This is a genomic window from Streptomyces sp. NPDC057438, assembly GCF_042802995.1.
GTDB lineage: Bacteria > Actinomycetota > Actinomycetes > Streptomycetales > Streptomycetaceae > Streptomyces.
In genome coordinates this window covers 66,810-93,052 of the sequence record NZ_JBHVDD010000002.1, presented here as the reverse complement: position 1 = coordinate 93,052, position 26,243 = coordinate 66,810, and the positions used below count along the sequence as shown (strand labels likewise).

Sequence of the window (26,243 nt, the reverse complement as noted above, 5' to 3'; positions counted from 1 at the left end):
TACGTGGTTCAGCGGTGACGCTATCGCGCTACCGAGCGCCGTGTCCTCGGGGTCCTGGGGACCCCACCCCATGCTGTCACTCATAGTAAGCCTATGAATACGCTCGGTGGCTAGAGGTCTGCGGGCCTCAAATAGGAAGAGCGCGCGCCGGATTGACGTACCCAGGCGCCGGACTGCCGAACCGTGTCACACGAGTACGTCGACGTGTCACGGGGTGACATGGTTCCGTCGTGCGACATCTCCGCCGCGATGGTCATACCGGTACGGGTTCCGTCATACGAGTACATGGTCGACGAAGCACCACCGCCAGGTCTCGCCCGCCTCGAACGTACGCATGATGGGATGGCCGCTCTCCTTGTGGTGCGCGGTGGCGTGCCTCATCGGGGAGGAGTCGCAGCAGCCCACGTGCCCGCACTCCAGACACATCCGCAACTGCACCGGATGACTCCCGGCGGCCAGGCACTCCGGGCAGGTGTCGCTCAGGGGATCGGGCTCGGGGTGCGGCAGCGCGTCCGTGTGCGTGCACTGTTTCATGATTGCCAGGTTACGACGGGTGCGCGGAACGCCGCGCGGAAACGAAGGCGGCAGAAGCGATGCACTTCTTGCCCTTGCTGCTGCTGGTCGCCGGGAGCGCGACGGTCGCCGGGGCCGCCCGGCGTACGCCGGTGCCCGCCCCGCTGCTGCTGGTCGCGGCGGGGCTCGCGGTGTCGTACCTGCCCGGAGTGCCGCACTACGAACTCGACCCCGAGATCGTCCTGCCGCTGATCCTTCCCCCGCTGCTGTACACGGCCGCCGGCGACAGCTCGTACCTCGACCTGCGGGCCCAACTGCGGCCCGTGGCACTGTTGTCGGTCGGCTACGTGCTCTTCGCGACCCTCACGGTCGGCTGGGCGGCCTACCTGATCGTGCCCGGGATGCCGCTGACCGCGGCGCTGGTGCTCGGTGCGGTGATCGCGCCGCCGGACGCGGTCGCGGCGACGGCGGTCGCCCGGCGGGTGGGCCTGCCCTCGCGGATCACCACGATCCTGCAGGGCGAGTCCCTGGTGAACGACGCGACCGCGATCACCGCCTACCGGGTGGCCCTCGCGGCCACCATCGGCGAGGGCGCGAGCTGGTCGGGCGGGACGGTCGACTTCCTGGTGGCGGCCGTCGGCGGCGTCCTGGTGGGCCTGCTGCTGATGGTGCCGATCCACTGGCTGCGCACGCGCCTGAAGGAGGCGCTGCTCCAGAACACCCTCTCCCTGCTGATCCCGTTCGTGGCCTACGGGCTCGCCGAGTGGGTGCACGCCTCCGGGGTGCTCGCCGTGGTCGTCGTCGGCCTGTACCTCGGCTACCGCAACTGGCAGGTCGACTTCGCCACCCGCCTCCAGGAGGAGGCCGTCTGGAAGATGGTCGCCTTCCTGCTGGAGTCCGCCGTGTTCGCCCTCATCGGCCTGCAGCTCCCGGTCGTCCTCGAAGGGCTGGGCGAGTACGAGGGCGTCCGGGCCTCCTGGTACGCCGTGGCCGTCTTCCTCGTCGTCGTCGCGTCCCGCTTCGTGTGGGTGTATCCGGCCACCTTCCTGCCGCGCATGCTGTCGCCGCGCATCCGGGAACGGGAGGACAACCCCACCTGGAAGGGGCCCTTCGTCATCGCCTGGGCCGGTATGCGGGGCGTCGTCTCGCTGGCCATCGCCTTCTCGATCCCGCTCACGGTGAACGGCGGCGACCCGTTCCCCGAACGGAACCTGATCCTGTTCCTGACCTTCACGACGGTCATCGGCACGCTGGTCATCCAGGGGCTGACCCTCCCGCCGCTCATCCGCGTGCTGAAACTTCCGGGACGCGACCAGCAGGTCGAGACGCTGGCCGAGGCCAACGCCCAGGCCCAGGCGTCCCGCGCCGCCGAGGCCCGCCTCGACGAACTCCTCGCGAACGAGAGCAACGAACTGCCGCCGCCGCTCGTCGACCGCCTCCACACGGTCCTGGAACGACGCCGCAACGCCGTCTGGGAACGGCTCGGCGCGGTGAACCCGGTGACCGGGGAGAGCGTCGACGACACCTACAGCCGCCTCTCGCGCGAGATGATCGGCGCCGAACGCGAGGTCTTCGTGAAGCTGCGGGACGGGCGGTACATCGACGACGAGATGCTCCGCACCCTGCTGCGCAGGCTGGACCTGGAGGAGGCGGCGGTCTACCGGGAGGCGTCGTCCTGAGGCGGCCCCGGGCACCCGGTCGTCCCGACCGCCCTAGGATGCGTGTTCCTCGAAGGGGCGTCCGGTGATCACGGCGGCGACCCTCGTCCCGGGCGCGAAGGCGCCCTCGGCCACCATGGCGACAAGTCCGTAGAGCAACTTGGAGACATAGAGGCGCTCCACGGCCAGGGAGTGGCGGGCCTCGAAGTCGAGGGCGAAGGCTTCCAGTTCGGGCGAGGTGCGCGCGTAGCCGCCGAAGTGGAACCGGTCGTCCAGGCACCAGTCCCCGCGCGGGCCGCCGAAGGCCCGCTCCTGCAGCCGTCGTATCTCGTCGTCGAGAAAGCCCCCCTTAAGAACCGGAATCCCGAGAGCGCGCTGGTCGGGGGCCAGGCCGGCGGCCAGACCCGCGAGGGTGCCGCCGGTGCCGCAGGCGATCGCCACGACCTCGGCCCGGCCGCGCAGTTCCGCCCCGAGGTCGCGGCAGCCGCGCACCGCGAGGCTGTTGCTGCCGCCCTCGGGGACGACGTACGCGTTCCCGGCGCCGGCGGCGCGCAGGACGGCGGCCAGCGTGGCCGGGTCGGACTTGTGGCGATACGTCGATCTGTCGACGAAGTGCAGTCGCATGCCGTCCGCCGCACAGCGGGCCAGGGACGGGTTGAGCGGGCGGTCGGCCAGTTCCTGGCCGCGGACCACGCCGATGGTGGACAGGCCCAGGAGGTGTCCCGCGGCGGCGGTGGCACGCAGGTGGTTCGAGTAGGCGCCTCCGAAGGTGAGCAGCGGCCGGCCCGCCGCGGCGCGCAGACTGGGGGCCAGCTTGCGCCACTTGTTGCCGACGAGCCGGGGGTGGATCAGGTCGTCCCGCTTGAGGAGCAGCCGGACGCCGTGACGGGCGAGGCGCTCGTCCGTGACCTCCTGGAGGGGGGAGGGCAGCCGGGGCTTCAGGGCGGCGGCGGGGTCGGGGGCGGAGGGCTGGCCGGTCACGTGTCCATTGTCGGACACGTGACCGGTGGGTGGTCCGATCCCCCGTGTGCGCGCGGTCGCGCCGGGCGGTGCGGGTTACGCCAGGCGGTCCCGGACCCGTTTTCTCATGGCGGCCATGGTGAAGCCCCGCGGGTCGACCTTGCCGGGCTGCCATTCGAGGTGGCCGATGACGGACCGCTGGTTCCAGCCGTGGTGGCGGCAGATCGCGGCGGACACCCGCTCGATGGCCTCGAGCTGGGCCGCAGGCCAGGGGTCCTGGCCGTCGCCCAGGTTCTCGCACTCGAAGCCGTAGAAGTGGCGGTTGCCGTCGGTGTTGGACTCGTTGTCCGGCGGGAGCGACTCCTCGGCGATCACGGCCCGCAGCACGTCGTCGTCGCCGAGACCGGCGTGGTTGGCGCGGCCGTAACCGACGAGATGGACACGGCCGTCCTTGGTGATGACGCCGTGGCACAGCGGGCCGGGCAGGCCCGAGTAGCCGTTGCGGCAGATGCGCACGGTGCGCTCGCTGCCGGAGGTGACGGTGTGGTGGATCATCACGCCGTGGACGGGCCCCCAGGGGCCCACGTGATTGCGGTTGTGATGCTCCCAGTCGCCGACCTCGACGACCCGGGCGCCCTCGTTCTTGAGGACGGTGAGAAACCTGCCCGCGGACATGGGTGGGGCCATGGCCGACTCCTTCGTGCCGTGCGACGGCCGCTGGTCGTGGCCGCCTCGTACGCAGGCTTTTACCCGCGACACGCGGCGCGGGCGAGTCGTCGGCGGGGCGTGCGGGTGGATCCGGTCAGATTCGCCCGGAGCTCGGACTGGTGCGCGAGCGGGTCGACAAAGGGGACGGATGTGCCCAGTCTCCTAAGATCCATTCCCGCTCGTTCGGGTAATAGCACCAACACGCTCCGTGATGCGAGGCTGGTCCGCGAGATCGGTGACCGCGAGATCAGTGCACACCCGGAGGGGAAATCCGTATGTCGGTAGGCGAAGAGGTCCGCACGCAGCAGGACAAGCCGCAGCAGAGTCTCGGCACGGCCGCTGCCCGGAACCTGGCCACCACCACGAAGTCCACGCCCCAGATGCAGGAGATCAGCTCGCGCTGGCTGCTGCGCACCCTTCCCTGGGTGAACGTGCAGGGTGGCACGTACCGGGTGAACAGGCGGCTCACCTACGCGGTCGGCGACGGCCGCGTCACTTTCGTGAAGACCGGCGACCGGGTCGCCGTCATCCCCGCGGAGCTGGGCGAGCTGCCGGCCCTGCGGACCTACGAGGACATCGACGTGCTGGGCGAGCTGGCCCAGCGCTGCGAACAGCGGGAGTTCGCGCCCGGTGACGTCCTGGCCGAGTTCGGCAGCCAGGCGGAGGAGGTGTTCCTCCTCGCCCACGGCAAGGTCGAGAAGATCGGCACGGGACCCTACGGCGACGACGCGGTCCTCGGTGTGCTGGCCGATGGCTCGTACTTCGGCGAGCAGGCCCTGGTCGACCCCGAGGCGATCTGGGAGTACACGGCCCGCGCGGTCACCGCGTGCACGGTGCTCGTCCTGCCGCGGCGCGCCGTCGAGCAGCTCGCCGAACGGGCCGAGACCCTGAGCGAGCACCTCCGGGAACTGCGCGCGATCCCGTCGCAGCGCACCAACAAGTACGGCGAGAAGGAGATCGACCTCGCCGCCGGCCACAGCGGCGAGCCGGACATCCCGCACACCTTCGTCGACTACGAGGCCGCGCCGCGCGAGTACGAACTCAGCGTCGCCCAGACCGTCCTGCGCATCCACACGCGCGTGGCCGACCTCTACAACCAGCCGATGAACCAGACCGAGCAGCAGATCCGGCTGACGGTCGAGGCGCTGAAGGAGCGCCAGGAGCACGAGCTCGTCAACAACCGCGAGTTCGGCCTCCTGCACAACTGCGAGTACGACCAGCGGCTCCAGCCGCACGACGGCGTGCCCAGCCCGGACGACCTGGACGAACTGCTCAGCCGCCGCCGGGGCACCAAGCTCCTGCTCGCCCACCCGCGCGCGATCTCCGCGTTCGGGCGCGAGCTGAACAAGCGCGGACTGGTCCCGGAGACCGTCGACATCGCCGGGAACCGCATTCCCACCTGGCGCGGTGTGCCGATCTACCCCTGCAACAAGATCCCGGTGACCGAGGCCCGGACCACGTCGATCATCGCCATGCGTACCGGCGAGGACGACCAGGGCGTCATCGGTCTGCGGGCGGCGAGCATCCCGGACGAGATCGAGCCCAGCCTGTCCGTGCGCTTCATGGGCATCAACGAACAGGCGATCATCAAGTACCTCGTGACGGCCTACTACTCGGCCGCGGTCCTCGTCCCCGACGCGCTCGGCGTTCTGGAGAACGTCGAGATCGGCCGCTGGCGATGACCCTGGCCGGCCGGATGCCGTGCACCCGCCCGTCGGGGCGGGTGCGCTCGGGGAGCACGGGCCCCTCGGGGGCGGTACCGCCCCCGAGCGCCGGCCCTGCGGGGCGACCCCATGGGTGAGTTCACGACGGGGACGAGGCGTGGCCCCGCCGGGATGCCGGGCAACCGGCCCCCGGGCGGCGAGGTCCCGGAACGGCCCGGGCCCCTCGGGAGCACCCCGGATCCGGTGGCCGGGGCTGATGTGATCGGGGCCCTGGCCGTGGCGGCGCTCCTGAGGCCCGCGGGAGAACCGGGCCGGAAGCGGAGGGGAGTTCTGGAGCCGGAGACGTGCGGGGAGCCGGCGCAGACCGTGCCTCCGGGCGGGGGGCAGGACGAGGCGGGCCGGGCGGACGGGGTGAGTCCGTCCGGCGGCCGGGAGGCGGCGGGGATCCTGGAGCGGGCCCGGGCGTCCGTCGACCCGGAACTGCGCCGGGCCGTGGCCTCCTTGCCCGGTTCGATGCGCCGGGTCGCGCGCTACCACTTCGGCTGGGAGGGTGCGGACGGTACGCCGAGCGCCGGGAACGCGGGCAAGGCGATACGCCCGGCCCTGGCGCTGGCCGCGGTGAACGCGCTCGGCGGGCGCGAGTCCGTCGCCGTGCGGGCCGCCGCCGCGGTGGAGCTGGTGCACAACTTCACCCTGCTGCACGACGACGTGATGGATCGGGACACCACGCGTCGGCACCGGGCCACCGCGTGGACCGTGTTCGGTGTTCCCGACGCGATCCTCGCCGGGGACGCGATGCAGGCACTCGCCCAGCGACTGCTCGCCGAGGACCCGCATCCTGCGTCGGCCGCGGCCGCCGTACGGCTCGCGAACTGTGTCGTCGAACTCTGCGCGGGCCAGCACACGGACACCGAGCTGGAGGGGCGTCCTCCCGAGGAGGTCACCCTCGACGAGGTGCTCCGCATGGCCGAGGCGAAGACGGGCGCGCTGATCGGCTGTGCCTGCGCGATCGGAGCGCTGTACGCGGGTGCCACCGAGGAGGACGTCGAGGCGCTCGACGCGTTCGGGCGGGAGGCCGGGCTGGCCTTCCAGCTCATCGACGACGTCATCGGCATCTGGGGGGACCCGAGCCGTACCGGCAAGCCGGCCGGGGCGGATCTCATGGTCCGCAAGAAGTCCCTCCCGGTCGTCGCCGCGCTCGCCTCCGGCACCCCGGAGGCCGCCGAACTCGCCGAGCTGTACGGACTGCCGTACGCGGAGGGGGATCTGGAGCGCACGGCGCTCGTGGTGGAACGGGCCGGCGGCCGTGACTGGGCACAGATCCAGGCCGCCGACCGGATGGCCCGGGCCATGCAGGAACTGTCCCGGGCGGTCCCGGACCCGGAGTCGGCCGGTGGGCTCCTCGCACTGGCCGAGTTCGTGACGCGCCGCAGCCGCTGAGGCGTCGGCGAGAGGCCGGCCGAGGACCGGCTGGCACCGGGAGCACCGGTCGATGCTCCGGAGGTGTCGCCGCCGTGCTGACCTGACCCGGCGCGGCACCGGCGCCTTCGGACGACCGGCGGGTCCCGCACATCCCCACGGTGTGCGGGGCCCGCCGGTTCTTCGTGCCGCCGCCGAACCCGCCCGCTCCTGTTGCTGTAACCGTTTCCGTCAGTTCCGCGCGGCCGGATCCGGTGTCCGGAGTCGATGCCCGGGGACGGCGGTCAGTGGTCCGGGACGATCGTCTCCACGAGGCGTTCCATCAGGCCGTCGGGGGCGGTGACGCCGGGGAGGGCGTCGTCGAGGACGTCCGGCAGGGTGAGGTGTTCGAGGAGAAGCCCCTGCATGGCCAGGTAGAGGACCATGACCGTTTCGTCGCCGCCGGGTAGACCGGCCTCGCGGTGGAAGCGCATCCCGAACTCCAGCTCTGCGCGCACCGACTCGGAGTACGAGGCGTGCAGGGCCGGGCGGCGGGTGGCTTCGAGACGCAGTTCGAGGTGGGCGAGGTAGCCCGTGCGGTCCCCGGTGACGCGGGCCAGCAGGTCGCGCATGAAGGCCGTGACCAGGGTCCGGTCCTTCGGTGAGGCGAGCAGGTCCTCGACGACGGCCGGGTCGGGCGCCAGACGTTCCTTCAGCCGGGCGTCGATCTGGTGGAGCAGGGCGTCGCGGTCGGCGAAGTAGTTCGACGCCGTGCCCACCGGCACCCGGGCCTCCGAGTCCACCGCCCGGAACGTGAGCCCGCGCGCTCCCTCCCGCGCCAGCACCTCCACCCCCGCGTCCAGCAGAGCGGCCCTGCGCTCCGGGTTCCTGACCATCCGAGCTCCTTCGTTCTCCATGGGTTGCAACCACTACGCCTGAAGTACTATAACTGAAGTGGTCAGCCGCTCGGGCGGCGACTCACCTGTCGGACGAGGGAAAAGAGACCGTTGTGCGCAAGCTCACCTACGCCATCGCCTGTTCGATCGACGGATTCATCGGGGATCCGGACGGTGACGCGTCCTACATGTACCGCTTCGTGGTGGGCGACTTCGCCGAGTACCTCACCGCGGAGCACCCGGACATCAACCCGACCCCTGTACGCCGGCTCATCGGCACGGACGGCCTGCCCAACAAGAAGTACGACACGATCGTCCAGGGCCGCGCCAGCTATGAGGTGGCGCTGAAAGAGGGCATCACCAGCCCCTTCTCCCACCTGCGGGAGTACGTGGCCTCGCGCACGCTCAAGGAGTCGCCCGACCCGAACGTCGAGATCATCTCGGACGACCTGGTCGGCAAGGTCCGTGAGCTCAAGGCGGAGGACGGCGAACTCGGCATCTACCTCTGCGGCGGCTCGGCCGTCGCGGGAGCGCTGATCGACGAGATCGACGAGCTGATGATCAAGACGTACCCGGTGGTGCAGGGCAGCGGCATGCCGATGTTCGGCTCCGGCTTCGCCATCTCGGAGTTCACGCTCGACGAGGTGCGCGGCTTCGACAACGGGGTGGTCGTGCGCACGTACAGCAGGAAGCGCTGACGCGCGGGCGTCGTACGCCCGCACCACCGCCCGCGGGGCCGTGCACCGGTTGTCCGTGCACGCGGGGAGCGAGCCGCTCCCGTCGGTCATACCCTGAGGGCATGGGCATCGACGAGCACGTCTGCCCGGTCTGCGGACAGCCTGTGGCCACGGTCGTACGGCGGCACAAGACGCTGGGCGCGTGGGTACCGGTATGGGGTCCGGGTCCGTGCAGGAATGACGAGTGTGCGGCGTACGTCGACGCGGCCGTCGAGGCCGAGGAGGCAGCCGCCGAGAAGCCCCGGGCGGTGGCCCGGCGCACGCAGGGGAGTCACGGCCCGCACGGAAGCCATGGCACGCACGGCGGTCATGGCACGCACGGCGGTCATGACGTGCACGGGGGTCACGACGCGCGCGCGGGCGAGGCGGGTGAGACCGCCGGGGTGCGTACCGAGGAGAAGGCCTGACGGGTCCGGCCGTCACCCCGCGTCCGGCCGCATGGCCGCCGGCGCACACGCCCCGCGGCCTGCCACGGCCCGGGCGGACGAAGGAGCCGACGCATGAAGTACCTGATGATGGTCCTGGGCACGCAGGCGGACTACGAGGGCATGCGCGGCAAGGCGTCCGAGGCTTCCCCGGCCTGGACGGGGGAGCAGCTGCGGGCGATGTACGCCCACATGGGAGCGATCAACGAAGACCTCGCCCGGACCGGGGAGATGATCGACGGGCGGGGGCTGGCGGAGCCGGCGCGGACCCGTTGCGTGACGGCCGGCGCCGACGGCGAGCCGGTGATCACGGACGGTCCGTACCCGGAGACCGAGGTACTGCTCGCCGGTTACTGGCTGCTGGACTGCGCGAGCCTGGACCGGGTCACCGAGATCGCGGCCCAGGTCGCCCGCTGCCCCGGCCCCGAGGGGCTCACGGACCATCCGGTGGTCATCCGGCCGGTGCTGGACGGCGCGGAAGACATCTGAGCCGTCCGTTCCCGCTCCCTCGCCGGCAGCGGTGTCACCGCGCGGCCGGGGGCAGTCCGCCCGTGTCCGGGGACCGGCCCGTCAGGCAGTACGTGCCGCCCGCCGGGTCGCGCATCACCGTCCAGTGCGGGTGTTCCGCCACGACGGTGGCGCCGAGGGCCTCGTGGCGGGCCCGGGTGGTGCCGATGTCGGCGCAGGCGAGGTCGAGGTGGGCGGACGCGGGGCGGGGAGCGTCGAGGCGCTGGAGGAGGAGGCGGAGGGGCAGGCCGGCCGGTGGGCGCACGACATGGAACTCCGGGCGGGAACCCGGGTGGGAGTTCCACCCCGACAGCGCCGTCCAGAACGCGACCTCGTCCTCGAACGCGGCCGGCGCCACGTCCAGGCACACCTGGTCCAGCCGGCTCCCGTCCACCACCGGCGGCCGCACCGACTCCCCGTGCCACGGCACCGCGCAGAAGAGGTGCCCGGCCGGGGAGCGCAGCACAGCCCAGCCGTCGTCCGGGGCGACCACCTCGGCGCCGAGCCGGACCGCCCTGTCGACGAGGGCGGCGACATCCTCCACGGCCAGATCCAGGTGAGCGCCTCCGTCCCCGGCGACGACACCCTGCGCCTTCACGCACGCGTCGCCGGTCCCCGGCAGCAGGGTCACGAACTCACCCCGGTCGCCCCGGGGCTCGGACAACCCGGTCCTCGTGACCGCCGTCCAGAAGGCACACGCCCGCTCGAACCCGGCCGCCGGGCGGTCCACGAAGGCGTACGTCCACCGGATCGCCCCCGGCGCCGCGTCCGCCCCGCCCCCGCCGCTGCCGTCCGCTCCGCCCACAGCACCACTCCCTCTCGTACGGTCCGGCCCCTACGGCTGAACGAGTCGTACGGTCCCCCGCCGCCCGGTCGCGCGCAACGAGGTTTCCGCCGCTCCGGCCGCCGGGCGAGCCGTCCCTACCCCCGGCGCTGCATGAAACGCAGCATGTTCCCCGCCGGGTCGCGGAAGGCGCAGTCGCGGACGCCGTAGGGCTGGTCCATGGGTTCCTGGAGGACGTCGGCGCCGGCGGCCTCGACGCGGGCGTAGAGGGCGTCGCAGTCGGTGGTGGTGAAGTTGACGCCGCGCAGGACACCCTTGGCGAGGAGCGTGGCGATGGTCTCGCGGTCGGCGGGCGAGATGTCGGGGTCGGCGGCCGGGGGTTCCAGGACGATCTCGACGTCCGGCTGGAGGGGGGACCCCACGGTGACCCAGCGCATGCCCTCGAAGCCCACGTCACCGCGGACCTCCATGCCCAGCACGTCACGGTAGAAGGCGAGCGCCTTGTCGTGGTCGTCGACGGCGAGGAAGCACTGGGCGAGCCTCACCTCCGGCACGGGGAGTCCGTGGGCGGCGTGCGAGACGTTCGGATCTTTCATGGCCATGCCCCCAAGCTAGAACGCCTCACCCGGCTCCGCCGTGCGTATGCGGTGCCGGGCCGGGCGGGTCAGGCGTTTCGCCACGCACGCGGGGATCGCCGCGCCCTCCTCGTGCGGGCGCGCCCGGTACGCGCTCGGCGTCTCGCCGACCAGCTCGGTGAAGCGTGAGCTGAAGGAGCCCAGCGACGTACACCCCACGGCGACGCACACCTCGGTCACCGTCAGGTCGCCGCGCCGCAGCAACGCCTTGGCGCGCTCGATGCGCCGGGTCATGAGATAGCCGTACGGGGTCTCGCCGAAGGCCGCGCGGAAGCTGCGCTGGAAGTGTCCGGGAGACATCAGCGCGGTCCGGGCGAGCGCGGTCATGTCCAGCGGCTCGGCGTACTCACGGTCCATGCGGTCCCGCGCCCGCCGCAGCCGCACCAGATCGTCCCGGTTCATGACGACAGCATCGCACCGACCACTGACAACGGGGGACCCCCGGCGGGTGCCGGCGTCACCCCTTCACGGCCGAGTTGGCCACCCCCTGGACGAACCACCGCTGGAAGAAGGCGAAGACGATCAGCACCGGGAGGACGAGGAGGACACCGAAGGCGAGGATCTGACCCCAGTCCGGGGGCTGCTGGCCCTGGAAGACGCTCATCTCCAGGGGCAGCGGGCGCACCGACGGGTCGGAGACCATCAGCACGGGCCACAGGAACGAACCCCACTGGGTGAGGAAGGTCAGGATCGCGACCGACGCGAACGCCGGCTTCGACATCGGGACGATGATCGCGAAGAAGGTGCGCCAGGGGCCCGCGCCGTCCAGCCGGGCCGCCTCCTCGATGCTCGGCGGGATCGAGCGGAAGAACGTGTGGAACTGGTAGACCGAGAAGGCGTTCGCGACGAAGGGGAGCGCCTGGATGAAAAGCGTGTTCCGCTGGTCGTTGAACAGGTAGAACAGCGGCACGGCCACCGACTCGAACGGCACCAGCATCAGCAGCAGGACGAGGGTGAAGACGGCCTCCCGGCCCCGCCAGCGCAGCCGCGAGAGCCCGTACGCCGCCATCGAGTTGACGAAGAGGCCGCCGGTCACCACCACGAACGCCAGCAGCAGCGAGACGCCCATGAACTGCCAGAAGTAACCGGTGCTGTCGGAGTTCAGGCTGTCCAGGACGGCGGCGTAGTTGTCGAAGGACAGATGGGTGGGGAGGAAGCCGGACAGGCCGTCCAGGACCTCGTCGGACGGCTTGAGGCTGCCGAGGAGGAGGTAGAGGACCGGCAGCGCGAAGACGAAGGCCAGCACGGAGAGGACGGTGTAGTCGAGGAACAGGCGCAGCCGGGTGCGGGACGGGCCGGCCCCCGCGCGCGTGCTCGTCCGCGGACGCATGCGCGTACTCGTGGTCGTACTCATGCTCAGTCCTCGTTGTCGGGCCGGACGACACGGCGCTGGATCAGGGTCAGGGCGACGACGATCAGGAAGAAGACGACGGTGATCGCGGACGCCTGGCCGACGTTGTTCTGGTCGAAGGCCGTGGTGACGGCCTGGTACATCACCGTGCGTGCCGCGTCCTCGTCGAGGCCGCCTCCCTTGACCAGCACGTACACCTGGTCGAAGACCCGGAACGACAGCACCGAGGTGAGCATCGCGACGAAGACGAGGGTGCCGCGGATGCCGGGCAGGGTGATGTGCCGGAACTGCTGCCAGGTGGAGGCCCGGTCGAGCCGGGCGGCCTCGTAGCGCTCGTCCGGGATCTGCTGGAGGCCGGCGAGCAGGATCACCATCTGGAAGCCCACGCCCTGCCAGACGGAGAGGACGATGATCGAGGCCATCGCCGTCAGCCCGTCGCCGAGCCAGTCGAACGCGCCCCAGTTTCCGAAACTGACCGTGTCCAGCACCGAGTTGAGCATGCCCTGGTCGCTGCGGGCCAGGATCAGCCGCCAGATCACCGCCACGAGTGCCATCGGGAAGACGACCGGCATGAAGAACAGCGACCGGAACAGGCCGATCGCCTTGAGCTTGCGGTTCAGCAGGATCGCCAGGCCCAGGGCGAGGCCCGTCTGGAGGGGGACGACGACCACGGCGAAGGTCAGGTTGTTGAGCAGCGCCCGCAGGAACGGGCCGGACAGGTCGGGGTCGGTGAACAGCCGTCGGTACTGCTCGACGCCGAAGAAGGTGGGTTCCAGCGGGGAGCCGAGGCGCACGTTGTAGAAGGAGAGCACCACGGCATAGCAGAAGGGGATGCCGACGAAGGCGATCAGTCCGGCGACGGCGGGGGCGGACATGAGCAGTCCGTGCAGCCGTTCGCGGTTCCGGCGGGGCGGCCGCCGGGCCGGTTCTCCGGCGGGGGAGTCCTGCTTCCGGCCCGGGGCCGCCGGGGGCACGGGTTCCACGGTTTTCACGGGAGGGTCCTCTTCCCGGCGGGGCGGGCGGCCAACGGGTGGGCGCCCGCCCCGGCCGATGGGTTCGGCTGAACCCGATGGGTCCTTGGGGTCTGACGGGGTGCGTGGGGCCGAGCGGGCGCGTCGCTCCCGCGCCCGCGGCCACGATCGCGCCTACGGGATCGCGTAACCGGCGTTGTCCGAGAAGTCGCGGTCGATGGCGCGGGCGGCCTTCGACAGGGCGTCCTTCGGGTCGGCGCCCCCGTAGATCGAGTTGAGGGCCTCACTGAACTTCGCGGTCACCACCGGGTATCCGGCGGTCACCGGACGGGTCACGGCGACACAGGACGTGCTGATGTCGATGTCGCCGCAGGGCTTGGCGAGCTGGTCGGCGAAGAGCTGGAGCGGTCCGCCCGGCTTGTACAGCTCGCTGGCGGCGAGCGCCGACTTGGTGGCGGGCGGGGCCCCGTTGGCCTTCGTCATCGCGCCGACGTTGGTGTCGTCGAGGAGGAAGTCCAGGAAGGAGCCGGCGGCCTTGGCGTTCTTGGAGTTCGCGCCGACGCCCCAGGCCCACGAGCCCTGGCCGGTCTTCGGGCCGTCACCGAAGTCGGGCAGCGGCAGCACGACCAGGTCGTCGCCGAGCGCCTTGCCGTAGGCGGGGTACATCCAGTGCCCGACCCAGCTGAGGGCGACCCGGCCCTTGGCGAAGGCGTTGCCGTCGGTGTTGGGGTCGACGGTGCCCTTCCAGGACTGGAAGGTCTTCATGGCCGAGACCACGGCCGGGCTGTCGAGGGAGCCCTCCGCCTTGCCGTCCTTGAGCAGGGCGCCGCCGGCCGACCAGACGATCGGGGCGAAGCCGTAGGTGCCCCACTCGGTGGCGTACCCGTTGCCCTCCTGGAGGTCCAGGACCTTGCCGTCGGAGTCCTTCGCCTTCAGCGCCTTCAGCGCCGCCTCGAACTCGTCCGCCGTCCAGGCGTCGTCCAGCCCCTTCGGGTACTCCACGCCGGCCGCGTCCAGCAGCTTCTTGCTGCCGTACATGCCGAGCCCGGAGTCGAACATGCCCAGGCCGTAGTGCTTGCCGTCGATCTCGCCCTGCGCCTTGCTCGCGTCGGTGGCGTTGTCGAGGGTCTTGGCGGAGACGTGACCGTCGATGGGGGCGAGCTTCCTGGTGTACACGAAGTTGGCCATCGTCGGACCGTCGAACTCCAGGACGTCCGGCAGCTTGTCGGCCTCCGTCGCGGTGATCGTCTTGGTGTAGTCGGTCTCCGGTATCAGCTTCAGCTCGACCTTCACCTTGTCCTGCGAGGAGTTGAACGACTTCACCGCGTTCTGCAGCGCCTCCGCCTCGCTCTTCTGTCCCTGGTGGGCCCAGACGCTGATCGTTCCCTCACCGCTGCCGGCCTCGGCGGACGTGTCGCCGCCACCGCCCCCGCCGCAGGCGGCCAGGGCCGCCAGGGGGAGGGTCAGGGCCAGGCCGGCACGGGCCGTGCGACGGAACCTCTTGGCTGTCGAGCTGGGGATCGGGCTCATGGTGTGTGCCTCCGTGCGGGATGAGGGTGCGAGGAGCGGGTGGCGCTGTGAGGTGCGGGGTGCGGGGCTCTCGGGTGGTGGGGCGCCGGCGTGCCCGGACCGGGAGGTGGGGGCGTTCTGCGCCGGCGCGCCGGGACGGGGAAGTGAGGGTGTGGGCGCCGACGGGCTCGGACGGGGAGGTGGAGGTGCGGGAGTCGGCGTGCTCGGACGGGGAGGTGGGGGCGTGGCGCCGGAGCGCTCGGACGGGGAGGTCACTGCGGCCCGCGCGGGCGCGGCGGCGCCGTCGTCTCGCGCAGGACCAGCCGGATGGGCATCTGCACATGGCCGGGCTGCTCGGTCTCCGGTTCGTCCAGCTGCCGCAGCAGCAGCCGGGCCGCCTCCGCGCCCTGACCGGCGACAGGCTGGGCGACGGTGGTCAGGCCGACCACGTCGGCGAGTTCGTGGTCGTCGAAACCGACCACGGACACGTCCTCCGGCACCCGCAGCCGATGCCGCCTGAGCGCGCGCAGCGCCCCCATCGCCATCTCGTCGGACTGGGCGAACACGGCGGTCGGCGGCCGGGACGAGGCCAGCAGCTCGGTCATCGCCCGCTCACCGCCGTCGACGGTGTAGTCGCCGTCCGCGACCAGCGCGGGGTCGTGCTCGATCCCGGCCTCGGCGAGGACGTGCAGATAGGCGGCACGGCGGTCGAGGGGCGTGGTCCAGTGCAGCGGACCGCTGGTCCCGGAGATCATGCCGATCCGCCGGTGCCCGAGGTTCACCAGATGCCGTACGGCGCTCTCGGCGCCCGCCCGGTCGTCGATGCCGACCACGGAGAAACCGGGCCTCGGGCCCCCGACCGTGGAGGCCAGCGGCACCCCGAGCGAGCGCAGGGCCGCCGACTCGTCCTCGTCCGGGATGAGCAGTGAGAGCACCGCGTCGACCCGCTTGCGCACCGGCAGCTTGGTGAAGAAGCGCTTGCGTGCCTCGGACGAGCCCAGGTTGTAGAGCAGGACGTCGTAACCGGCCGCGCTGAACACCTGCTCGGCGGCGTCCAGCACGGTGCCGAAGAACCAGCGGCCGATGTACGGGGCGACGACGCCGATCGTGTAGGTGCGCCCGCTGGCCAGGCTGGAGGCCGAACGGGACGCCGTGTAGCCGAGCCGCGCGGCGACGTCCGCGATCTGCCGGCGCACCTCGTCCGAGACGCCCGGCCGCCCGCGCAGTGCTCGGGACACGGTGGACGCCGAGACCCCGGCGGCGGTGGCGACATCGGTGATGCTGACCGTCACGGCGGTCTTCTCCCGTCGGTAGGGCGTGAGCGCGACGTCTCGCGTGGCTGCGGTGCCGGTTTCACGTCGGTCGGAGTGGGCTGGGGACGAGCTGTGGGGTGACGAGACCGTAAACCCGGCTCCGCTGTTGCGCAAGCGTTTGCGTTCAGTTTTACTTGCGCTGATTCTCAAGCGATATCTTCCGGAACCATGGTCAGCGCACACGTTTGGGCGCTGTGAGCGACAGGACTGCTGCGCATGCGATACGCCCCGCCCGGCCTCTGCGTGAACGACTTCGCCCTGCTCCGCGACGACGACGGCACCTACTCCGTGCTGCACCTCCAGGGGCCCTGGACCGCCGACTTCGACCATCTGCGGATGGAGACCTCCTACGGGCGGGCCACCTCGGCCGACCTGGTCGGCTGGCGGCCCGAGGGCACCGCGTTCGGCAACGGTCTGCCCGGCCGCTTCGACCAGCGGGCGGTCTGGACGATGCACCCCGTCCGCCACGGCGCCGGCATGGCGATGCTCTACACGGGCGTGAGCGGACTGACGCCGGAGGGCTGGCCGCTGCAGTCCGTGGGCCTCGCGTACTCCGACCGCACGGACGGCACGGGCTGGCGGCGCCACGGCACGTCACCCGTCGTCGAGGCGGACCCCCGCTGGTACCGCACCGCCGACCGCATGGGCTGGCGGGACCCGTTCGTCGTGCGCGACGACGAGGGCGACGGCTGGGCGATGGTGATCTGCGCGAGCGACGCCTCCCTCCCCGTGGAGGTCAGCGGCTGCGTGGCCCTCGCCACCTCGGCCGACCTGGAGCACTGGACGGTCCACCCGCCCCTGATCTCCCCCGGCGACGTCGACGAACTCGAATGCCCGGTCCTGGAGCGCCTCGACGACGGCAGCTGGCTGCTCCTCGGTTCCATCGGTGCGACCCGGGGCTTCGAGGCGTGGACGGCCCCGCGCCTGCGCGGCCCGTGGACCCGCCGGGGCGTACTCGGGCCGACAGGGGCGTACGCCCCGCGCGTCATCCCCGCCCCCGACGGCTCCCGGGTCGTCCTGCACACCACCCCCCGCCGCGTCGGCCTGACCGACACCGGCGACCACTGCCGGGGCATGCTCGCGCAGCCCAAGTCCCTGGTGACCAAGGAGGGTTCGGCCCCCCGGCTGATGTGGTGGCACGGCCTGGACAGCTGGCTGGGCGAGGAGACGGAGGCCCCCGTCCCGCACGCCGTGGGCGATGTCGAGGTCTTCGGCCACCCCGTCGAAGTCACCCTGCGCACCGACGCCTCCGGCTCCGGCCGCACCGGGCGTCCCGCCCTCACCGTCGGCTGCGACGGCAAGAACCTCCGGATCACCGGCGCCGCCGGCACCCCCCTCGCCGAGACCGTCCTGCCCGAACCGGCCGCCACCCTGCGCATCCTGACCGTCGGCGAGTACGTCGAGGTCTACGCCGACGGGGTGTTCGTCCTGACCACGCTCTCCTACACGGGAAACCCGGCCCCCTGGACAGCGGTCACCGGGGACCGCACGAGTGCCGTCCCCGTCCGCCCCCTGCGCCTCCCGGCTCCCGAGCGCGACGACGCCTCGGCGATCTGGCCCGGCCCCGACCGGAGTTGACCGCGGGCGCCAGCCCTGACGCGGACGGGACCCCGGCACCCCCGGACACACGACCGCACCCGGCCCGTGACACCGCCGTGCGGGACGGCGGCATACGGACCGGGTGCGGTCGAGAGAGGCCGGGTCAGGCCTTCTTGGTCTCCCAGAAGATCTTGTCGATCTGGGCGATGTAGTCCAGCGCCTTCTGGCCCGTCGCCGGGTCGGTGGACGCCTTGGCGGCCGAGAGGGCCTTCAGGGCGTCGTTGACCAGCTGGTGCAGCTCCGGGTACTTCTCGAAGTGCGGGGGCTTGAAGTAGTCGCTCCACAGCACCGAGACGTGGTGCTTGGCGAGCTCGGCGCGCTGCTCCTTGATGACGGTCGCGCGAGCCTGGAAGTGAGGGTCGTCGTTGGCGGCCATCTTGTCCTGCACGGCCTTCACCGACTCCGCCTCGATGCGGGCCTGGGCCGGGTCGTACACACCACAGGGCAGGTCGCAGTGGGCGCTGACCTTGACCTTGGGGGCAAACAGGCGGGAAAGCATGGAGCATTCCTTCCTCGTGATCGTCTTCTCAGGTGGGACATTACTCCCTGCGAGAGTGGTTTTCGCGAGTGCCCCCATGGGCTTAGGGCAAAAGTCCGGGGTCAGACTGGGACTGGTGGAGGAACGAACCGGGGAGGTGCCGGAGATGCCGGAGCTGTCGCGGGAGAGCGAGCGGGGCAGGGCCCTCCTGCCCTTCGGGGTGGCCGAGGTCACAGGACCGTCGATGGTTCCGACCCTGCGCCACGGGGACCAGCTGCTCGTCCACTACGGGGCGCGGCTGCGGGTCGGTGACGTCCTGGTGCTGCGGCACCCCTTCCAGCAGGACCTGCTCGTGGTGAAGCGGGTCGCCGAGCGGCGCGACGGCGGCTGGTGGGTGCTCGGGGACAACGCGTACGCCGGTGGGGACAGCACCGACTACGGGGTCGTGCCCGACGAACTCGTCCTCGGCAGGGTGCGCTTCCGCTACCGGCCCCGGCCGGACGGTCAGCGCTCGCCGTTCGCGCTCGCCCGCTGGGCGCTCTCGGCCGCGCGTCCGGTGCTCGGCGACCGGTCGGCCTCCAGGCGTTTGCGGGCCCGGTAGGCCGCCACGTTGGCGCGGGTCGCGCAGCGGTCCGAGCAGTAGCGCCGGGAGCGGTTGGTGGAGGTGTCGAGGTAGGCGTTGCGGCAGGGCGCCGCCTCGCACAGGCCGAGCCGGTCCACGCCGTACTCGGTGAGGTGGAAGGCCAGGCCCATCGCCGCGATCGCCGCGTAGCCCGCCGTCGCGTTCGAGGGGTGGTCCGCCAGGTGCATGTGCCACAGCGGGCGGCCGTCGTCGTCACGGAAGTCGTGTCCGGAGATCTGCGGGCTCACCGGGAACTCCAGCAACAGTGAGTTCAGCAGGTCCACGGCGAGTGTCTCGTCGCCGCCGTTCGCCGCCTCGAAGACCGAACGCAGCCGGGCCCGCACCGACCGGAACCGGGTCACGTCGGCGTCCGTGGCCCGCCGGGCGGCCTGCCGGCTGGGCCCGAAGAGATCGCGGACGGCCTCGACCGAGGTGAGCGTGTCCTTGCCCCGGTCCGGCTCCTCGGTGTTGACGAGGCGTACGGCATAGTCCGAGTAATGGGCCAATTCCACTTGTAGTCCTTACGAGGGCGCTCTATTGTCGTGGTACGGGTCAGGTAATGGCTGCTCGTACTTACAGGGTATTACGCAGTAGGCGGAAGACGCGGTACGCGGAGGAAGGGGCCTCATGACCACCACGGCCGGAACCGACTGGCATGCCTGGCAGGAGAGCTGGGACCGGCAGCAGGAGTGGTACCTGCCGGACCGTGAGGAGCGGTTCCGGGTGATGCTGGACATGGTCGAGGCCTTCGCCGGACCCGAGCCCCGTGTCCTGGACCTCGCCTGCGGTACGGGTTCCATCACGTCCAGACTGTTCGCGCGGTTCCCGAAGGCCGTCAGTACGGGGGTGGACCTCGACCCCGCGCTCCTGACCATCGCCGAGGGCACGTTCGCGGGCGACCCGCGGGTCACCTTCGTCACCGCCGACCTCACCGACCCCGACTGGACGGACCGGCTGCCGTACGACGCGTACGACGCCGTCCTGACGGCCACGGCCCTGCACTGGCTGCACAGCGAACCCCTCGCCGCCCTCTACGGTCAGCTCGCGGAACTCGTCCGCGACGGCGGTGTCTTCATGAACGCGGACCACATGATCGACGAGTCGACGCCCCGGATCAACGCGGCGGAGCGCGCGCACCGGCACGCCGGTATGGAACAGGCCAAGGCGCGCGGCGCCGTCGACTGGGCCGCATGGTGGCAGCTCGCCGCCCAGGACCCCGTGCTCGCCGCGCCGACGGCCCGCCGCTTCGAGATCTACGGGGAGCACGCCGACGGTGACGTCCAGAGCGTCGACTGGCACGCCCGCACCCTGCGCGCCCGGGGCTTCGCCGAGGCCCGCGCGGTGTGGTGCTCGCCCTCCGACTCGCTGGTGCTGGCGGTGAAGTAGCCCGCCGCGCGCACGGACGGGCGCACGGACGGGCGCACGAACGGGCGCACGAACGGGCGCACGAACGAGGGGCGGTACGGAACTGAATTCCGTACCGCCCCTCACTCCTGTCGCGCCGCTGCTCTACAGCACCTTGGACAGGAACGACTGGGTGCGCTCCTCCTGCGGGTTCGTCAGCACGTCACGGGGGTTGCCGGACTCGACCACCACACCGCCGTCCATGAAGACCAGGCTGTCGCCGACCTCACGGGCGAAACCCATCTCATGGGTGACGACGACCATCGTCATGCCGGACTCGGCCAGGTCGCGCATGACGTCGAGGACGTCGCCGACCAGCTCCGGGTCCAGCGCCGAGGTCGGCTCGTCGAAGAGCATCAGCTTCGGCTCCATGGCCAGCGCCCGGGCGATGGCCACGCGCTGCTGCTGGCCGCCGGAGAGCTGGGACGGGTAGTTGCCCGCCTTGTCGCCGAGCCCGACGCGCTCCAGCAGCTCACGGGCGCGCTCGCGGGCCTGCGCCCGGCTGACGCCCTTGACCTGGACCGGCGCCTCCATGACGTTCTCGGCGGCCGTCATGTGCGGGAACAGGTTGAAGCGCTGGAAGACCATGCCGATGTCACGGCGCTTGAGCGCGACCTCGCTGTCCTTGAGCTCGTACAGCTTGTCGCCCTTCTGGCGGTAGCCGACCAGCTCGCCGTCGACGTACAGCCGGCCGGCGTTGATCTTCTCCAGGTGGTTGATGCACCGCAGGAAGGTCGACTTGCCGGAGCCGGACGGGCCGATGAGGCAGAACACCTCGCCCGTCTGCACCTCCAGGTCGATGCCCTTGAGGACCTCGACGGGGCCGAACGACTTGTGGATGCCCTCGGCCTTCACCATGGCGGTCATGCCGGGACTCCCTTCGGACGGCGCACGGGCAGTACGGCCGCCTTGAAACGCTGCATCGGTGTCGGCGGGAGGGACCGCGAGGAGCCCTTCGCGTAGTGCCGCTCCAGGTAGTACTGGCCGACGCTGAAGATGCTGGTCAGGATCAGGTACCAGGCGGCGGCGAGGAACAGCATCTCCACCGTGGAGCCCGAGCCCTGGCCGATGTCCTGGGCCGCCTTCAGCAGATCCACGTACTGGACCGTCGAGACGAGCGACGTGGTCTTCAGCATGTTGATGACCTCGTTGCCCGTGGGCGGCACGATCACGCGCATCGCCTGCGGGATCACGATCCGGCGCAGCGTCTTGGACTGGCTCATGCCGAGCGCGTGCGACGCCTCGGTCTGGCCCTCGTCGACCGAGAGCAGGCCGGCGCGGCAGATCTCCGCCATGTACGCGGCCTCGTTGAGACCGAGGCCGAGCAGCGCCGTCAGCAGCGGCGTCATGAAGGAGGACCAGTAGTCCTTGTAGATCGGGCCGAGGTTGATGTACTCGAAGACCAGACCCAGGTTGAACCAGACGAAGAGCTGGACCAGGACCGGCGTACCGCGGAAGAACCAGATGTAGAACCACGCGACCGACGAGGTCACAGGGTTCTTCGACAGCCGCATCACGGCGAGCAGGATGCCGCCGACGATGCCGATCACCATGGACAGCACGGTGAGCAGGAGGGTGTTCAGTACACCCTCGATGATGCGGTCGTCGAAGAAGTAGTCGGGGACGGCCCCCCAGTTGATCTTCTTCGCCTGCGCGAACGCGTAGATGATCGAGCCGAGGAGGGCGAGCGCGATGGCCGCGGACACATAGCGTCCCGGGTGCCGGACCGGAACGGCCTTGAGGGCCTCCGGTCCGGCGGGGGGAGTGTCCGAGGGACCGTCCGTCTTGCTGACGTCAACAGTCACGGGTGGAGCCTTTGCCTTTCAGAACCGAGCCGAGAATCAGGAGCCGCCGTTGACCTTGGCCTCGGTGATCGCGCCGTCCTCGACGCCCCACTTCTTGATGATCTTCTCGTACTCGCCGTTGTCGATGATCGCCTGGACGGCGGCCTGCAGCGCGTCGCGCAGCTCGGTGTTGTCCTTGGCGACGGCGATGCCGTACGGGCCGGCCTCGACCTGGTCGCCGACGATCTCGAAGTACTTGCCGCCGCCCGAGGTCTTCACCGAGTACGCGGCGACCGGGTAGTCGGCGGAGACGACGTTCGCGCCCTTCGAACGCATCCGGGTCTCGGCCTCCGGGTTGGTGGCGAAGTCCTCGATCTTGAGGGCCTTCTTCTTGTCGTCCTTGCACTTCTTCGCCTGGTCCTTGGCGAGGTCGTGCGAGAACGTGTTGCGCTGGACGGCGATCGTCTTGCCGCACAGGTCGTCCCAGGTCTTGATGCCCTGGTCGTCGCCCTTGTTGGTGTACAGCGAGACACCCGCGGTGAAGTAGTCGACGAAGTCGACGCCGGCGCCGACCTTCTTGCCCGTGTCGGCGTCGATGCCCTCCTGGCGGTCCTTGGTGTCGGTCATGGCCGACATCGCGACGTCGTACCGCTTGGCCGCCAGGCCACCGATGAGGGTGTCGAAGGTGGCGTTCTGGAACTTGAAGTCCACGCCGAGCTGCTTGCCCATCGCCGCGGCGATGTCGAGGTCGATGCCGACGACCTTGCCGGACTCGTCCTTGTACTCCACCGGGGCGTACGCGATGTCCGAACCGACGTTGATCACGCCCTTGTCCCGGACGGCCGCGGGCAGCTTGTCGGCCAGCGGGGCCGTGCTGGTCGAGGCGGTCTCCGAACCGCTGTCCTTGCTCTTGGTCTGGTCACCGCAGCCGGTGAGCAGCAGGGCGCCCGCGACCGCGATCGCTCCGACGGCGGCTGTACGGGAACGCAGGCCGGTCGTACGACAGGTGGTGCTTGCGGTCATGGTGGGTTCCTCCGGCGGGGGTGGTGTGGAGTTGCCGACAGGTCGACGATTAACACGCGTCTTCGAGTGTGGCGACCTCGTGTGATTACGGCATCTTGCCATTCGGGCATGTGCAATCAGATGACCGGCCATGTCAAAATCGGATAACGGGTGACCCCCGATTGACCCACGAACCGCTGCGGACCGCGTGATCACACCGGATCCTGTGCGGGAATCCCCCCTTCCGGCCGGAAGATCTTCGGTGCATCTCAGGATGCGGTCGGCCGTGAACCCCGCACACATGGCTGTACAGGACTTGTCATGACGTGTACCGACTTGCCCTGTTTTCGGTCGATGAATCGAACGATCCATGATCGTCTTTAAATGACCTTCGAGTTGTGACCTTCGAGGTATCAAGACGTGTGGACTCGTCGTCGGCGCCGTCCGTCCGGTAAGAAGGTTCCTTACACCCCTCATCCGGGGCCCAGGGCGCGTGTGCGGCGCGCCCGTCGCGTCTGAGCCCTCATGCGTCGCCGTACGTACCGGTGACCTGGGACTTACGCGGTGCCCGCCCGCTCCCGAACCGGAAGCGGAACACCCTCAAACCATGAAGACCTAAGGGGTAACACAAGTGGCAGCGGAGATTGTCAATCCTCGCACCGACAGCGGCGACGGCAGTACGGGTCAGGAGGGCGGGGGGGAGCCTCTCAATTCCCTCGACTCCTTCGACCCCGCCTTCGCCCTGCACCGCGGCGGCAAGATGGCCGTGCAGGCCACCGTGCCGATCAGGGACAAGGACGACCTGTCCCTCGCCTACACGCCCGGCGTCGCGCGGGTGTGCACCGCCATCGCCGAGCAGCCCGACCTGGTCAACGACTACACCTGGAAGTCGTCCGTCGTCGCCGTCGTGACGGACGGTACGGCGGTCCTCGGCCTCGGCGACATCGGCCCCGAGGCCTCCCTCCCCGTGATGGAGGGCAAGGCGATCCTGTTCAAGCAGTTCGGCGGCGTCGACGCGGTGCCGATCGCGCTCGCCTGCACGGACGTCGACGAGATCATCGAGACGGTGGTCCGCCTCGCGCCCTCCTTCGGCGGGGTGAACCTGGAGGACATCTCCGCGCCCCGCTGCTTCGAGATCGAGAAGCGGCTCCAGGAGGCCCTCGACATCCCCGTCTTCCACGACGACCAGCACGGCACGGCGGTCGTGACGCTGGCGGCGCTGCGCAACGCGGCGAAGCTGACCGGGCGCGGACTGGGCGATCTGCGGGCCGTCATCTCGGGTGCGGGCGCGGCCGGTGTCGCCATCGCCAAGATGCTGCTGGAGGCCGGTCTCGGCGACGTCGCGGTCGCCGACCGCAAGGGCGTCGTCTCCGCCGACCGCGAGGACCTCACGCCGGTCAAGCGGGAGCTCGCCGAACTCACCAACCGGGCCGGGCTCTCCGGGTCCCTGGAGGACGCCCTCGCGGGCGCGGACGTCTTCATCGGCGTCTCCGGCGGTACGGTCCCGGAGGCGGCGGTGGCCTCGATGGCGGAGAACGCGTTCGTCTTCGCCATGGCCAACCCCAACCCCGAGGTGCACCCGGACGTCGCCCACAAGTACGCGGCGGTCGTCGCCACCGGGCGCTCCGACTACCCGAACCAGATCAACAACGTCCTCGCCTTCCCGGGCATCTTCGCCGGGGCCCTTCAGGTGCGGGCGTCGCGGATCACCGAGGGCATGAAGATCGCGGCGGCCGAGGCGCTGGCGTCGGTCGTCGGGGACGACCTGGCCGCCGATTACGTCATCCCGTCGCCGTTCGACGAGCGGGTCGCTCCGGCGGTGACCGCGGCGGTCGCCGCGGCGGCTCGGGCGGAGGGGGTTGCTCGGCGCTGAGCCGAGTGCCGGGGCGGTGCGGGGGTTCCTCGCCCCCGCCGCCCCTATCCGTCCCATTCTTTGAGGGGCTGCGCCCCTTCGTCCCCCGGACGTCCGTCCGGTGGGGGCTGGTCGCACGGCTACCCGCGCCCCTGAAAAGCAAGGGCTGCGCCCACTGCTTTCCAGGGGCCCAGGGGCCCAGGGGCGCGGGGAACCGCGCGAGAAGCCCCATGCACCCGCACCCGACAGCGCATCCCGACGGCCCGCGTCCGAAACGCGGAAGTCCGGGCGACGGGACGCGTGTCACAGTGGTCCGTGGTTCCCTCGCTTCCGGCGTCCCCCTATGGTCAGGCGCATGTTCGCTGCCTATGCCGCCCGTATCGACCGTGACCGACCGCTCGACGGACTGGAGTTGGGCGAGCGCCCCGCCCCGGAAACCAGGCCCGGCTGGACGACCGTCAGGGTGAAGGCCGCCTCGCTGAACCACCACGACCTGTGGTCCCTGCGCGGCGTCGGCCTCGCGGAGGACAAGCTGCCCATGATCCTCGGCTGCGACGCCGCCGGCGTCGACGAGGACGGCAACGAGGTCGTCCTGCACTCGGTGATCGGCCAGACCGGACACGGTGTCGGCCCTGGGGAGCCCCGCTCGATCCTCACCGAGCGCTACCAGGGCACCTTCGCCGAACTCGTCTCCGTCCCCACCTGGAACGTCCTCCCCAAGCCCGCGGAACTCTCCTTCGAGGAGGCCGCCTGTCTGCCCACCGCCTGGCTGACGGCCTACCGCATGCTGTTCACCAACGCGGGCGTCCGCCCCGGCGACTCGGTCCTCGTGCAGGGCGCCGGCGGGGGTGTCGCCACGGCCGCGATCGTGCTCGGCAAGGCGGCCGGACTGCGTGTCTTCGCCACCAGCCGGGACGAGGCCAAGCGCAAGCGGGCCCTGGAACTGGGCGCGGTGGAGGCGCTGGAGTCGGGGGCACGGCTCCCGCAGCGTGTCGACGCGGTCATCGAGACCGTCGGCGCTGCCACCTGGTCCCACTCGGTGAAGTCGCTGCGCCCCGGCGGCAGCCTCGTCATCTCGGGCGCCACCAGCGGCGACCGGCCCTCCCACGCCGAACTGACCCGCATCTTCTTCCTCGAACTCAAGGTCGTCGGCTCCACCATGGGCACCAAGGACGAACTGGAGGACCTCCTCTCCTTCTGCGCCGCGACCGGCATCCGTCCCGTCATCGACGAGGTGCTGCCCCTGGACCGCGCCCGCGAGGGCTTCGAACGCCTGGCGGCGGGCGACCAGTTCGGCAAGATCGTGCTGACCGGTGCCTGACCGACACCGCTGACGGACACGCACGACGGACACGCACGACGGACACGCACGACGGACACGCACGACGGACACGCACGACGGACACTGACGACACGACGACGGCCGGCCCGGGTTCCGGGCCGGCCGTCCTCATGTCAACCTGAGTTGACATG

The 26,243-nt window shown here is 70.8% G+C and carries 27 protein-coding genes; 11 read left to right on the top strand and 16 right to left on the bottom strand.

From position 1 onward, the window contains the following. Positions 1-273: 273 nt before the first annotated feature. Positions 274-534 carry a UBP-type zinc finger domain-containing protein gene (locus ACFU5F_RS02150; protein WP_013000789.1) on the bottom strand — a complete coding sequence of 87 codons (261 nt, stop codon included), beginning with the start codon at positions 532-534 and terminating at the stop codon, positions 274-276. A 59-nt stretch (positions 535-593) separates the two neighbouring features. On the opposite strand from ACFU5F_RS02150, the gene ACFU5F_RS02145 reads away from it, so the two are divergent. After that, complete coding sequence (locus tag ACFU5F_RS02145) at positions 594-2,192, top strand: Na+/H+ antiporter (protein ID WP_383880635.1); 1,599 nt, start codon at positions 594-596, stop codon at positions 2,190-2,192. A gap of 33 nt (positions 2,193-2,225) precedes the next feature. Here ACFU5F_RS02145 and ACFU5F_RS02140 read toward each other — a convergent pair whose 3' ends face one another. After that, a complete protein-coding gene (locus ACFU5F_RS02140) occupies positions 2,226-3,152 on the bottom strand; it encodes a 1-aminocyclopropane-1-carboxylate deaminase/D-cysteine desulfhydrase (protein WP_383880632.1) in 927 nt (308 codons plus the stop codon). A gap of 75 nt (positions 3,153-3,227) precedes the next feature. Further along, positions 3,228-3,818 (bottom strand): N-acetylmuramoyl-L-alanine amidase, encoded by a 591-nt coding sequence (locus ACFU5F_RS02135; protein ID WP_383880630.1) that lies wholly within the window; start codon positions 3,816-3,818, stop codon positions 3,228-3,230. Positions 3,819-4,114: 296 nt separating this feature from the next. On the opposite strand from ACFU5F_RS02135, the gene ACFU5F_RS02130 reads away from it, so the two are divergent. Both ACFU5F_RS02130 and ACFU5F_RS02125 read left to right on the top strand, forming a co-directional pair. Next, entirely contained in the window at positions 4,115-5,521 is a 1,407-nt protein-coding gene (locus ACFU5F_RS02130; protein WP_383880627.1) for a family 2B encapsulin nanocompartment shell protein, read from the top strand. Positions 5,522-5,632: 111 nt separating this feature from the next. Further along, complete coding sequence (locus tag ACFU5F_RS02125) at positions 5,633-6,943, top strand: family 2 encapsulin nanocompartment cargo protein polyprenyl transferase (protein WP_383880625.1); 1,311 nt, start codon at positions 5,633-5,635, stop codon at positions 6,941-6,943. 263 nt (positions 6,944-7,206) lie between these two features. Here ACFU5F_RS02125 and ACFU5F_RS02120 read toward each other — a convergent pair whose 3' ends face one another. After that, positions 7,207-7,797: a TetR/AcrR family transcriptional regulator gene (locus ACFU5F_RS02120; protein WP_383880623.1), complete on the bottom strand. Its 591-nt coding sequence runs from the start codon at positions 7,795-7,797 to the stop codon at positions 7,207-7,209. Between the two features lie 113 nt (positions 7,798-7,910). Here ACFU5F_RS02120 and ACFU5F_RS02115 point away from each other — a divergent pair, with 113 nt between their 5' ends. The 3 genes from ACFU5F_RS02115 (at position 7,911) to ACFU5F_RS02105 (ending at position 9,448) form a co-directional block, all read left to right on the top strand. Continuing rightward, positions 7,911-8,495: a dihydrofolate reductase family protein gene (locus tag ACFU5F_RS02115; RefSeq protein WP_383880621.1), complete on the top strand. Its 585-nt coding sequence runs from the start codon at positions 7,911-7,913 to the stop codon at positions 8,493-8,495. A 101-nt stretch (positions 8,496-8,596) separates the two neighbouring features. Next, complete coding sequence (locus tag ACFU5F_RS02110) at positions 8,597-8,941, top strand: hypothetical protein (protein ID WP_383880619.1); 345 nt, start codon at positions 8,597-8,599, stop codon at positions 8,939-8,941. 93 nt (positions 8,942-9,034) lie between these two features. Continuing rightward, positions 9,035-9,448 carry a YciI family protein gene (locus tag ACFU5F_RS02105; RefSeq protein ID WP_383880616.1) on the top strand — a complete coding sequence of 138 codons (414 nt, stop codon included), beginning with the start codon at positions 9,035-9,037 and terminating at the stop codon, positions 9,446-9,448. Positions 9,449-9,482: 34 nt separating this feature from the next. Here ACFU5F_RS02105 and ACFU5F_RS02100 read toward each other — a convergent pair whose 3' ends face one another. The 7 genes from ACFU5F_RS02100 to ACFU5F_RS02070 form a co-directional block, all read right to left on the bottom strand. Continuing rightward, a complete protein-coding gene (locus ACFU5F_RS02100; protein WP_383880614.1) occupies positions 9,483-10,271 on the bottom strand; it encodes a VOC family protein in 789 nt (262 codons plus the stop codon). A 116-nt stretch (positions 10,272-10,387) separates the two neighbouring features. Continuing rightward, positions 10,388-10,852, bottom strand: a complete 465-nt coding sequence (locus ACFU5F_RS02095; RefSeq protein WP_383880611.1) for a VOC family protein — start codon at positions 10,850-10,852, stop codon at positions 10,388-10,390. Between the two features lie 9 nt (positions 10,853-10,861). Next, positions 10,862-11,287 (bottom strand): helix-turn-helix transcriptional regulator, encoded by a 426-nt coding sequence (locus ACFU5F_RS02090; RefSeq protein ID WP_383880609.1) that lies wholly within the window; start codon positions 11,285-11,287, stop codon positions 10,862-10,864. A gap of 55 nt (positions 11,288-11,342) precedes the next feature. After that, entirely contained in the window at positions 11,343-12,239 is an 897-nt protein-coding gene (locus tag ACFU5F_RS02085; protein ID WP_383880606.1) for a carbohydrate ABC transporter permease, read from the bottom strand. A 2-nt stretch (positions 12,240-12,241) separates the two neighbouring features. After that, the gene (locus ACFU5F_RS02080) at positions 12,242-13,228 is read right to left on the bottom strand and encodes a carbohydrate ABC transporter permease (RefSeq protein WP_383880603.1); all 987 of its coding nucleotides are present in this window, start codon (positions 13,226-13,228) and stop codon (positions 12,242-12,244) included. 153 nt (positions 13,229-13,381) lie between these two features. Then, positions 13,382-14,737, bottom strand: coding sequence for an ABC transporter substrate-binding protein (locus ACFU5F_RS02075; RefSeq protein WP_383880600.1), 1,356 nt, complete (start codon positions 14,735-14,737; stop codon positions 13,382-13,384). 251 nt (positions 14,738-14,988) lie between these two features. Further along, a complete protein-coding gene (locus tag ACFU5F_RS02070; RefSeq protein WP_383880597.1) occupies positions 14,989-16,008 on the bottom strand; it encodes a LacI family DNA-binding transcriptional regulator in 1,020 nt (339 codons plus the stop codon). 237 nt (positions 16,009-16,245) lie between these two features. Between ACFU5F_RS02070 and ACFU5F_RS02065 the strand changes: the two genes are divergently transcribed. Then, positions 16,246-17,607, top strand: a complete 1,362-nt coding sequence (locus ACFU5F_RS02065; protein WP_383880594.1) for a mucin-1 — start codon at positions 16,246-16,248, stop codon at positions 17,605-17,607. A gap of 124 nt (positions 17,608-17,731) precedes the next feature. On the opposite strand, the gene sodN is transcribed toward ACFU5F_RS02065, so the two are convergent. Beyond that, complete coding sequence (gene sodN, locus ACFU5F_RS02060; protein WP_005480378.1) at positions 17,732-18,127, bottom strand: superoxide dismutase, Ni; 396 nt, start codon at positions 18,125-18,127, stop codon at positions 17,732-17,734. A 145-nt stretch (positions 18,128-18,272) separates the two neighbouring features. On the opposite strand from sodN, the gene sodX reads away from it, so the two are divergent. Continuing rightward, positions 18,273-18,707: a nickel-type superoxide dismutase maturation protease gene (sodX, locus tag ACFU5F_RS02055; protein WP_383881026.1), complete on the top strand. Its 435-nt coding sequence runs from the start codon at positions 18,273-18,275 to the stop codon at positions 18,705-18,707. Here sodX and ACFU5F_RS02050 read toward each other — a convergent pair. Continuing rightward, positions 18,611-19,240 carry an ABATE domain-containing protein gene (locus ACFU5F_RS02050; RefSeq protein ID WP_013000773.1) on the bottom strand — a complete coding sequence of 210 codons (630 nt, stop codon included), beginning with the start codon at positions 19,238-19,240 and terminating at the stop codon, positions 18,611-18,613. The two genes, sodX and ACFU5F_RS02050, sit on opposite strands and share 97 nt — an antisense overlap. A gap of 115 nt (positions 19,241-19,355) precedes the next feature. On the opposite strand from ACFU5F_RS02050, the gene ACFU5F_RS02045 reads away from it, so the two are divergent. After that, positions 19,356-20,114, top strand: coding sequence for a class I SAM-dependent methyltransferase (locus ACFU5F_RS02045; RefSeq protein WP_383880589.1), 759 nt, complete (start codon positions 19,356-19,358; stop codon positions 20,112-20,114). A gap of 123 nt (positions 20,115-20,237) precedes the next feature. Here the strand turns inward: ACFU5F_RS02045 and ACFU5F_RS02040 are convergent, their stop codons facing one another. Genes ACFU5F_RS02040 through ACFU5F_RS02030 form a run of 3 tightly spaced genes read right to left on the bottom strand, consistent with a single transcriptional unit; the run spans position 20,238 to position 22,939 of the window. After that, positions 20,238-20,999: an amino acid ABC transporter ATP-binding protein gene (locus ACFU5F_RS02040; RefSeq protein ID WP_383880586.1), complete on the bottom strand. Its 762-nt coding sequence runs from the start codon at positions 20,997-20,999 to the stop codon at positions 20,238-20,240. Beyond that, positions 20,996-21,937 (bottom strand): amino acid ABC transporter permease, encoded by a 942-nt coding sequence (locus ACFU5F_RS02035; protein WP_383880583.1) that lies wholly within the window; start codon positions 21,935-21,937, stop codon positions 20,996-20,998. Before ACFU5F_RS02035 ends, ACFU5F_RS02040 begins: the two co-directional genes overlap by 4 nt. Before the next feature lie 36 nt (positions 21,938-21,973). Further along, a complete protein-coding gene (locus ACFU5F_RS02030; RefSeq protein WP_383880580.1) occupies positions 21,974-22,939 on the bottom strand; it encodes an ABC transporter substrate-binding protein in 966 nt (321 codons plus the stop codon). A 610-nt stretch (positions 22,940-23,549) separates the two neighbouring features. Here ACFU5F_RS02030 and ACFU5F_RS02025 point away from each other — a divergent pair. Together ACFU5F_RS02025 and ACFU5F_RS02020 are read left to right on the top strand one after the other, a co-directional pair. Beyond that, positions 23,550-24,791 carry an NADP-dependent malic enzyme gene (locus tag ACFU5F_RS02025; RefSeq protein WP_383880578.1) on the top strand — a complete coding sequence of 414 codons (1,242 nt, stop codon included), beginning with the start codon at positions 23,550-23,552 and terminating at the stop codon, positions 24,789-24,791. 334 nt (positions 24,792-25,125) lie between these two features. Then, positions 25,126-26,091: a zinc-binding dehydrogenase gene (locus ACFU5F_RS02020; protein ID WP_383880576.1), complete on the top strand. Its 966-nt coding sequence runs from the start codon at positions 25,126-25,128 to the stop codon at positions 26,089-26,091. The last annotated feature ends 152 nt before the right edge of the window (positions 26,092-26,243 follow it).